Raw genomic sequence first — 10,437 nt, 5'->3', positions numbered from 1 at the left:
CGATATCAAAGCACCCCAAAAAGAAACAGCATAAAAAGGCCTCATGTTCAACATACGGTCATGTGTATTTCCAATTATTATTGTTTGATATGGACCGAGAAGACAATAATAGCCTATAACTAAAACAACAATTGTCATTGGAGACCAAAGCGATATATACCCCTTTCTAAAATTACTGATAAGTATCCATCCTGAGATAATTAATAATGAAAAGTAAGGTACAGCTTCAGAAAAAGTAAAACTGGTATTCATCAACTTAAAAGATTATGAACCAGCTTAATTGGTCCGAGAGGTCCTCTTTCAATAGCTCTCTCAACAGCACCTATAACGCCAGTGGCAAAATTATCTAAATCCCATTGTTTTATAATGTCGGCTGATGCTCTTCCCATTTCATTCCATGTACTTTCACCGATATTATCCATATCCATCATTGACTTTGTTATTGTTTCAACTTTAAACGGATCAAATACGTATCCATTAATTCCGTGTCTCACAATATCTATGGCACACCCGCACCTATTGGAGACCAACACCGGAATATGACTTGCCATCGCTTCATTAACAACCAGACCCCATTGGTCAGTAATACTAGGTAAAATAAGACAAAATGATTTTGACAAGAATTTTGGCAGCACATCGTATTGGACAAAACCTTTAAATGTTACGTAATGCGTTATCTCCAACTTTTCCACCTGGTGCCGTAACTCATTTTCTAGTTCACCACTTCCTAAAAGTAGAAGCTTTCTTTTTCCTCCCTCCCTACGGTAGTAATAAAACGCTTCTATTAAAGAGCTCAAATTCTTCTTCGCAATAAATCTGCTTACGCATAAAAAATCCCTCTTCTCAAAGCTACATTCTTCTACGTTATGACTTAAAAAATATTGATTATCTACAACATCCCATGGTGCAAATATGGAAGCGGAATCAAAACCTAACTGTATCAAATAATTTCTGCTCATCGTACCTGCTACAAGAGCTGCAGAATAACTCTTCAGTATTAGTCTTTTTATCCATTCCTTATAAAAAACTCTGGGTTCATCCTCATACCTGCTGTCGCTGACAATTATCCTAGGCAAGCGAAATTTTGAAGCAACTAATATTACCGTATGATATTCGGGATCTGCCCAACCTGTTGTTATTACCGAACAAGGCTGGTATCTTTTTATTAATTCAATCACAACTTCCCTTAATTTGTCTTTACTCCCACCCAGAACCTTTTCGGCGAGGTAGTTCTTTTCTTTTGCTTCAAAGTCCCACGGATATTCATTAGATAGTGGACGAGTCTCTACAGCAATAAGATTTATTCTTTCCCCTAAAGCCCGGAACCTTGCATCATGGTAGGGACCTATACGGTGAAGGAAAAAGAGTATCGTCATTTTTTTTACTTCGTACTTATTTAGCATAGTAAACGAAAATCTTCAATTAAACTTATAGGATGATTGGAGATAGATTTGAATCATTTTTATACTTTAAGACCCTTCTGCAATCTTCAAATAACGTTCAATCATTTTTTCGGGTGTATATAACGATGCGTACTCAATTTGTTCTTTTAGTTTTTTATCACTTAATTTTTTATACCCATTTTGCAGACATTGCAATAATACAGTAGCTAGTTGAACTGCATTTGCTACAGGAGTTAAAATACCATATTTACCATTCTGCAGCACTTCGCGACAGGCTGGCACATCACTTGCTATTACTAAACATCCAGCTGCAAGCGCCTCAATTAATACAGTACCAAAGCCTTCTTGAGAGGTAGTAGAAAGAATGAAAAAGGCATTACGATGCAATAAGCTCGGAACATCATCCCTGCTTCCCATGAAAGATACTGACTTAAGGCCTAGATTTGAAGCAAGATTACATAATTGATCCCTTAAAGATCCATCACCTACAATCAATAGTTTTGATTCAACACCTGCATTTTCAATGACCTTCCATGCATGTAAAAGCGTGCGGTGGTCCTTATGCTTTTCCAGCGTGGCGACCATAATAAAATTTGCGCTCCGTTCAATACTTTCTTTGAGGATGAAGCGGTTTATATTAGCGCAATTATAGACCGAAAAGATATTTGCCGAGGGAACAAATGGGATCTTCTTAAAGCTTTCCATTACATAATCAGAACATGCTATAACCTTGTTACCAAAAAGATTTCCAATGTTAAAACTTAGCCATGAATGAATATATCGACCCACAAAACTTTCTCCAGCTGGATTCCCAGCATGTGCAATATTCTTTTTTACTCCCGCTAACCACGCACCAATAGCTATAAAATGAGAAAACCCTAATGGCCATGCAATAACAATATCAGGCTTTCGGGCCTTACAGGTATTTTTAACAAGTCTAATCACCTTTGCAAAATTCTTTACTCGCAGAGGAAATGATTCATTGTAGTATTGCCAGACACAATGCTTTTGAAAGTTTTCTTTTAATTCACCTTTTGCAGTTAAGAAAAGGACTTCTTGTTCATAATCTTTAACTGATAGCCAATCTAATACAAGACGTGGTGTACCCTCAGCACGTGGCGAAGTTAATACATGTAGAATTTTCATTATTATTTTAGACTAGAAAGGCTGTCAGCCAACCTGTTTATGCTGAAATCCTTTAATGACAGAGAGTGATTTGAAAAATCCTCCAGAATTTTTGGTGTATCCAATACTTCTTGAATTACTTCTTTTAAACTTGTTTTATCCACCTTTTGCAAGACGATTCCATTTCTTCTATCAGAAATAACAGGAGCACAAAACATGGATGTTACAATTGGTAATTTATATGCTTGAGCCTCTAGTTGTGTCAATCCAAATCCATCCGAAAGAGTTGGAAACATAAATAAATCACTCGTTCTATAAAAATTAGACACTTCTTGCTGCGCCACAGAACCGTGATAGGTAATGTTTGCAGGTAAGTTAGTTAGCAACTCTTTCGGTCCTTTAAGTTCACCTACAACATTTAAGTGAACGGGAAGAGGTAAAAGATCTCGTAAAGCATCAACGAGAATATGAAAACCTTTACGAATTCCTATCCCCCCCAGGTAAAGCAATTCCAAAGGCTCCTTTTTACTAAAAACATTCTTAAATGTCCTTTCTACTTTAACAGCAGTAGGTTCATAGGCAAGAGGAATTACTACTAATTTATCAGGAGATATACCTTCCTCTAACAATAATTTTTTTGACCACTCAGAATTGACAATCAGCTTATCACTTAGGCTTATCTCTTCACGCCACAAATCCCAGTACCTTTTGCTTGGTACAAAGGGTTTAAATACTCCACCTCTGAACTTTTTATATTCCTCGATTACAATCTCGGCTTCTTTAGGTCCTGGATTAATCTGTCCCAAAAAAGTATTATATCCCTTTTGCTTGGCTATCTTAAAGCTCTTGCGTGATGAGTAGCTATAACCAAAAAAATTGATTCTCTCATCTTTACATTTCTTCAAATCTCTTGAAAGGAGATCATCAAAAACAACGTCATATTCAACTTGCCTTCTTAACAACCTTTCCTTAATTTTTAAAAATAAAAAATAATTGGTATAATGATGAACAGTAGCATTCTTTAACTCCGTATTATACCTGCCCTTCGCCCTCTTATTAATGGCCTGTAATGGCGACGTTTCTTTAAGCCAAATATCAGTATATAAATCCTTTAATAGACCTCTTAATTGCAATGCCCTTGGAATAGCATACTTCTCTCTCGCCCCAAACTGAGAACAAATCCACTTAGTCATTATCTAAATCTTTAGTGGCAATATGATTGACAACTTCCTTCACAGCTCTTCCCCAGCGTACGTAATTACTTTTAAGCTCAGCTCCTTTTTTTAAGTTTCTATTGTATGTTGAATCAAGGAGGTACCGTTCAAAACTATCTGCAATTCTTTCGTCAGAATCTTCTACAACATGTCTTATTGAGCACTCCGGCATGAATAGATCTCCCATTCCATCTACTACAAATCCTGCCACAGGCCGACCGACGGAGATAAACTCTAACACCGAAATACTGGAAAATTCGGCCTCTGAAAAAAGGCATCCGATATGACAAGACTCAAGGAATTTAATGAACCGTTCTGTTTCAGAAGTTTTATCTATAAATCCTACAAACTCTACCCCTGGTCTTGTCTTGAATTCTCCAGGAGCATAACCTGCACATCGTACTATTACTTCCCAACCCCTCCTCTCCAGTATGTCTCTTATGTTTACCAAGCGCAAAAGACCTTTACGTTTCCAGTCCTTTCCTACGAAACCAAGCACAAGTGGAGTTTTCTTTGTACCAATTTTCTCATCCGGAGAAGCTTTAGCAACGTAATCGGTGTCAAATACGATGTTAGCTCCTGGCATCACAACCTTTACTTTGTTTGAAGGTATCTTATAATCATTTACGACAGAATCCTTTGCCCATTGCTGAAAAGTAAAGATCATTTCCGCTCCGGTAAATTGATCAATTTCTTTTGCCAGAATTTCTCTTTTTGTTTTATAACCAATCTTTCCAGCAAAACCATAACGATCTAGTAACTGTTTGAAGGTCGCATCAATGTAATGGTAAACCTTGCCACCCTTTGCATATATCAGCTGTACAGGAGGAAAATGTTGATTAAAAGAAATAACTTGTGTACTTAATAACTCGTCAGGTATCTGCTTTAGTATAGATTTATTAAACTCTTGCGAGTATTGAAATCCACCAGGAGACTGCAATTGTAGAATCTTGAATACATTCCATATCTTCCGCTTCAGGGTTACACGCTCCATATCCATTTTCCATGGCGTGATTGATAAACCTGATTCCTGAGCTGTATGCCAAAAATGATATGGAATGCCACTAAAGGTAGATTTCTTGCTGGCATCACCAATGGCTGTAACAGAATATTTGCTACTCATTAACTAATTTATTGAGATGTAATTAGAGGAAAAGATGGTAGGAGAAAAATGCTCAGCCACATATATAGGCCCTTGCTCATAAACAAAATTTCTATGAAATTCATCATCAAGTTCAGAGATAACACAAGAAGCCATATGAGAATGATCTGAGGCATTACAAAAAACAATAAACCTTCCTTCCTTATCCCATTCTCTTATCATAGGCAAATCCACTGAAACAATTGGCAACCCTATTGATAACGCTTCAGGAATCGTACCTCCCAGACCTTCTGCGAGAGTCGTAGCATAAACAAATAAATGCCACTCCCTGATAACTTCATACACATTTCCTACATCTCCATGGAAAACTACCGCACCTTTTAAGTTTAGTGACAATGCTAATGCTTCCAGCTCATCCCTTAAAACACCACCACCTACAAGGTTAAGAATTGCAAAGGGATATTCCATCCTTATTATTGAAAAGGCTCTTATTACCGTCTCATGATCTTTAATACCATCAAGTCTTGCTACCATACCAAGCTGTAACACTGAATTTCTATCTATCCTTGTTGGTTTGTTAACCCGTACATGTGTCGTTTTTATGGGTTTTAGAGAAACTTGGTTTCTAAATCTCCTGTAATAAGGATGTTTTAAAATACTTTCCTTTACGTATCCTGACACAGGTCTTAAGTAAACACAATTACCAATAGGAAAGAATACAGAGAGGAATTGATTCTTAAGCCTCTCCGAGATTCTATTTATTACAGGATTACCAACATGCACGAATATGTTGGTTTCATACTTATTCAATACATTTAGGATAATAGGCATTCTGATATTAGTCCATACAATAATTGTTTCATACTCGACCGCAGGCAGTGATTTTTTTAAGGAATTGTAAAAGCTCAACAAATTCAAGCAAAGTATATTTAGTACTTTAACTTGTACTCCTAATAACTCCCATTCTGTAATCATTGGACCATGTTGATCTAAAACTAAAACATCATGTGTCGCTTCTTTCTTGCTTTCTATGAAATAGAAACAATTCTTTTCGCATCCTCCGCGATGAGCATAAGCAAGTATGTGGAGTATCTTCATAAATGAATTTATGCGGTCTGCACTAGCTCCTTATACAGAAGAAGAATATCCTTTGCCATGTCGCCAACAGGACGAGGCTTTTGAATCGATGACTTTATACTTGCCAGCACAGTTTTATCCAAACATAGTCGCCCCAGAATCTCAGATAATTCCAACACATTTCCCACTGTAAATAAAAACCCATTCTCACCATGTTTAACAAGCTCAGAAATGCCACCTAAGTTACTACCTATAACAGGAATCCCTGCTTCAAAAGCATCCAAAACAGTCAACGGACCTGTCTCCAGCCATATAGAAGGAACAACTAAAGCATCCATATTTTTTAGATAAGATGTGATGCGATCATTAGGTATAATCCTGGGAGAAAGAAACCGATCATCACCCTCAATTTGTTTTAATAATTTCTTACCATATGCGCTCTCCCAGTAGGGGCCGTAAATATGAAGCTCTATATCCAAATCTTTTGGAAGTAATTGTATCGCCTCAACGATAATATGTATGCCCTTTACATAGTCACATCTTCCTATAAAAGCAAGTTTTAATTTATTATTATTACTTTCAATGGCTGTTGGCTTATCCTGATTCGAATTCTTGGCTATTTTACTATAAAAAATCTTTTGAGCAGGAACGTTATTGGATAACAACAATTCTTCCACCCAATGAGCATGTATTTGGATTTTATCAAACAGATTCAACTGTTCCTCTAAAGAATTTTTATACAGTTTAACAGCTTTTCTCATCGTCATCGCTTTTGATAGCTTGTTGGATGAGTTGAAAGGAATAAAGTCAAAATCAAAGCTTGAAAGAACACTTGATACGGCTCGCGGCAACCCTTGGTTCTGCAACATACAGAATGTACATCTTCTAACATTTACTTTACCATCACATACCTCTTTTCCTTCGTAAAGTAATTGGCGTTGTATACACGATTGTCCAGGCGTGTGATACGTTAACACTGTTTTTTTTCCAAGCTCTTTTACCATACGAAGATGTGAGAGACTTGCACCACCAGATTGATCGTGAAAATGGACAATGTCTGGGTTTAGCTCCTCCAAGTATGTTCTAAAGGAGTTGATATCGCTATACGATTTCGAGAAGTAATTAAGCCTAACATTAACATCTTTAATCGGAGGCAAAACAGTCGTGGGTATTTCAAAATCATGATGTCCCAACGGCTCATTTTTGTCTTTGTTTTGATGAATACAAATAAAATTTTCAATACCTAAATCCTGAAGGCTAAGCGCGAGGTTAAGAGCAAAAATTTCCTTACCCCCCACGCTCCAGGGATAACTTGATACAGGCAAATGAAGTACTCTCAAAATAGTTGGTATTTTCAAATTGAACTGAACTTATTTTTTAGATAAAGAAGAAACTTCTCCAAGCTAAGGTAAGATATAATTCCGGTCACCATTGATATTATAATATTATAAGGGAACAGTGTCCTAACCAGCTCGCTTCTACTGGATACACTTGGTGAAAGAAAAATTTGCTGCCATAGATAAATACTAAAAGAAGACGCCCCGACAAACACTACATACTTGTTATTTAATAATCTATAGTCCAATCCACTTCTGTATCTGATATATGTGTTGATGAGAAAACCTATTATTATAGCTGCTGCCGTAATCAAAAAAGAATTAAGAAATGGGATCTTATACCTAAGAATAAACCAAATAATATATAAGGCTATCCAAAATAAGATTCTTTGAAACGTCGCATATTTTAATCTTTCAGATTCTCCATTATAAACTATTCCTAGATAACATCCAACTATTAAAAAATCTGAGTTTGTTATAAGATGTAGCTCTTTTAATATTTTATACTCTTCAGAGACGATTCTTATAATTAACGAAATACATAACGAGAATAAAAGGTATCTCTTCAACACCGAAGGTTGTTTTAGGTTTTTTGTAAAAACTAAAGGCCAGAATAGATAGAACTGCTCTTCAACTGCAAGACTCCACAGGTGAGAAAAATTCCCATCTTGTATCCAAATAGGGATATTTTGCCGTAAAAGTAATGGGACCAATCACGTCGCTAAATCTCTTCCTTTTTTTCATACTCCGTTCTTAGAAGATAGGTTATAATGAAACCACTTAATAACAAAAAAAATCCACACACCTACTTCTCCAGAAAAAAATTATGTCCAATATGAGTTAAAAAGGGTGGAACCTGCTTTGAATAACCTATTGAATGCCCCCAGATAACTATACCAACTGAAACCGCTCTTAGCCCATCTAAGGAAGGAACTCTCATTTAAATTAATAGAAATTTATTAGACACATTATATAAAAAGGCAAATAATATCAGATGTCATATTGATACCCAAAATTTTCCACGTAAGGCTTCCAAAAATCGATAAATTTTTCCTTAAACCATCCATGGCAACCAAAAGGTAACTCATTATTATTTTGAAGAAGCAGCTTATCACAATTATACTCCATACTAAATCGCATCCCGTCTTCGAAAGGCGCATTCTTAAACGCGGGGTAATATTTTGGTATATAATGTCCCCAGATAACATCTTCATTAAGTCTAACGGTATTGACATTGCTGTGGAGGCGAGCAGTTATCGTACTAAGTAACCCTAAATAATAAAAAGATCTGGCTATCTTTCCTCTCCAGTTGTATTTTAAAAAGTCTTCAATGGTATCCTCATACCTGTAATACCACTTATAACTATCTGCGTATTCATAGAAGGTTTCTACTTTCCTAAGGCAAAATCCACCGTTACCACTACATATATAGTCTTTAGGGTTTAAAGTACCATCATAATGATAAATCGGCGCACCTATGTTATCGTAGCCTTTTTCGATCCAATAATTTAACTCATCTTTAAAAACAAAAGCATCCGTATGGTACAATAAAATGTAATCAAATTCCAAAAAAGATTTATAATACTCCTTACTTAATAATAGATAGTTATAACCTTTCAACCCGTTAAAATATTTCTGATTATAAGAGATTGTACCTTCTAATTGAGTACCTAGTACTTCTTTATATTGCCTTATATCTAGTTTAAGGGGCTTGGTCAAGTAAATAGGGTAAGAACCTAATACATACTTTAGTTGCAGCAATGAAATCTTTTCATATTCAGATAAATTATCTTTATAAATATGAATTACAATCGCTGCCTTTTTTGTAATCACCTGGCTTCCCATATTAGCAAGTTTAAATCAATGAGACCAACTTACGTCCTCTCGTAATATCTGAATTGGATTCCCTCCAAATACTTTATAGTGTCCAAAAAGGTTTTTATTAACTAGAGAAAATGCAGCAATAACTGTATTAGAAGGAATCGCACTACCTTTAAGTATACAACAGTTGGCACCGATCCATACATTGTCGCCGATTAAGACTGCCTTATTCTCATTAACTATTATACCCGTATTTACATCTTTTAAGAAATGGAAATCAGTATCGAGAACATAAATATTCCACGAGAGCAAACAATTTGATCCGAATGAAATTGACTTGTGACAAATTATTGAGGATTCGGCTGTAATTCTAAATTCATCACCTAATACAAGCACGCCATCCCTTCCTACGGAAATTTTTGACCCATGTCCAACGTTCGCTCCGCCATTAAATATAACTTTTCCTGATACTTGCCATATTGTTCTCGATCTTTTCGGATCAAAGATACCCAAATCACCAAATCCAATTTTAATTATACCAAAATGTACTTGGCAATTTAGTTCAACACTACCTTTCACAGTATGCAACCTTACATGACTTGAAATCAGAATGGGCAGATGCCTAGCCTTATTAAAAGGAAGATATTTGAAGTTAAAATATAATGTCTTAAAATTAACTACTCTAAAAAATGTTCCGACTTTTCTAAAAACGTTACGCATAATTATAAAGTCACTTCAAAAATTTTGTAACCTTGGCCGGAACTCCTACGGCAACAGCATATGGAGGAACACTTCTCGTAACAACTGCATTTGCTCCAATTATAGAGCCTTTGCCTATCGTAACACCAGACATCACTACTACGTTTTCTCCGAGCCATACCTTATCCTCTATAATTACCGGCCCTTTGGAATTTAATTTTCTTTTAGCAGGCGCGATATCACTTTCACTACCATCAATCGTCCCATGAAAGTGGTCCGAAATAAATACTTTACTCGCTAATAACACATCATTACCTATGACCACCCTATTCGTACATCCTATATGGCAATACGGGTTAATGATAACATTGTTGCCTATAACAATTTCAGGCGAAAATACTTGATCATTATATTTAGATATTGCTTCTAAACGTAAGTGATATAAACTAATAAAATTATCACCAATAGAAATAAACTGTGGGTTTACAATTATCGGATAATCACCAAAATTATAGTTTGAACCAATGTATTTAAATGCCTTTTTATATCGATCTCCTCCCTCTTTTATTACAGCATTTTTTAATTTTCGGTTTACAGGTTCAATGAAGCTGTAAATAAGGAAGATAACTTTCCTTAAAATTGTTTTTAAAATAATCACT

11 protein-coding genes are annotated in these 10,437 nt (G+C 35.7%); all 11 read right to left on the bottom strand.

All coding sequences use genetic code 11. From position 1 onward, the window contains the following. A partial coding sequence (locus KK060_RS16440; protein WP_254154861.1) for a hypothetical protein occupies positions 1–252 on the bottom strand: 252 nt, incomplete at its 3' end. Next, complete coding sequence (locus KK060_RS16435; protein WP_254154860.1) at positions 252–1,376, bottom strand: glycosyltransferase; 1,125 nt, start codon at positions 1,374–1,376, stop codon at positions 252–254. The genes KK060_RS16440 and KK060_RS16435, both read right to left, overlap by 1 nt. Positions 1,377–1,469: 93 nt before the next feature. Then, the gene (locus KK060_RS16430) at positions 1,470–2,549 is read right to left on the bottom strand and encodes a glycosyltransferase (protein ID WP_254154859.1); all 1,080 of its coding nucleotides are present in this window, start codon (positions 2,547–2,549) and stop codon (positions 1,470–1,472) included. Between the two features lie 2 nt (positions 2,550–2,551). Continuing rightward, positions 2,552–3,721, bottom strand: a complete 1,170-nt coding sequence (locus tag KK060_RS16425; RefSeq protein ID WP_254154858.1) for a glycosyltransferase family 4 protein — start codon at positions 3,719–3,721, stop codon at positions 2,552–2,554. Then, positions 3,714–4,865: a glycosyltransferase family 4 protein gene (locus KK060_RS16420; protein ID WP_254154857.1), complete on the bottom strand. Its 1,152-nt coding sequence runs from the start codon at positions 4,863–4,865 to the stop codon at positions 3,714–3,716. The genes KK060_RS16425 and KK060_RS16420 overlap by 8 nt, the downstream gene beginning before the upstream one ends. A gap of 3 nt (positions 4,866–4,868) precedes the next feature. Then, positions 4,869–5,942 carry a glycosyltransferase gene (locus KK060_RS16415; protein ID WP_254154856.1) on the bottom strand — a complete coding sequence of 358 codons (1,074 nt, stop codon included), beginning with the start codon at positions 5,940–5,942 and terminating at the stop codon, positions 4,869–4,871. Between the two features lie 8 nt (positions 5,943–5,950). Further along, the gene (locus tag KK060_RS16410) at positions 5,951–7,261 is read right to left on the bottom strand and encodes a glycosyltransferase (protein WP_254154855.1); all 1,311 of its coding nucleotides are present in this window, start codon (positions 7,259–7,261) and stop codon (positions 5,951–5,953) included. A gap of 14 nt (positions 7,262–7,275) precedes the next feature. Next, positions 7,276–7,971: an acyltransferase family protein gene (locus KK060_RS25230; protein ID WP_367397500.1), complete on the bottom strand. Its 696-nt coding sequence runs from the start codon at positions 7,969–7,971 to the stop codon at positions 7,276–7,278. Between the two features lie 277 nt (positions 7,972–8,248). After that, positions 8,249–9,103 (bottom strand): DUF5672 family protein, encoded by an 855-nt coding sequence (locus tag KK060_RS16405; RefSeq protein WP_254154854.1) that lies wholly within the window; start codon positions 9,101–9,103, stop codon positions 8,249–8,251. Between the two features lie 15 nt (positions 9,104–9,118). After that, positions 9,119–9,799, bottom strand: coding sequence for an acyltransferase (locus KK060_RS16400; protein WP_254154853.1), 681 nt, complete (start codon positions 9,797–9,799; stop codon positions 9,119–9,121). Between the two features lie 10 nt (positions 9,800–9,809). Beyond that, complete coding sequence (locus KK060_RS25225; protein ID WP_254154852.1) at positions 9,810–10,436, bottom strand: acyltransferase; 627 nt, start codon at positions 10,434–10,436, stop codon at positions 9,810–9,812. Between the last annotated feature and the right edge of the window lies 1 nt (position 10,437).

This window comes from Chryseosolibacter indicum, from assembly GCF_018598585.1.
In the GTDB taxonomy this organism is placed as follows: Bacteria; Bacteroidota; Bacteroidia; order Cytophagales; family Cyclobacteriaceae; genus Chryseosolibacter; species Chryseosolibacter indicus.
This window is presented reverse-complemented; position numbering and strand designations above follow the sequence as displayed.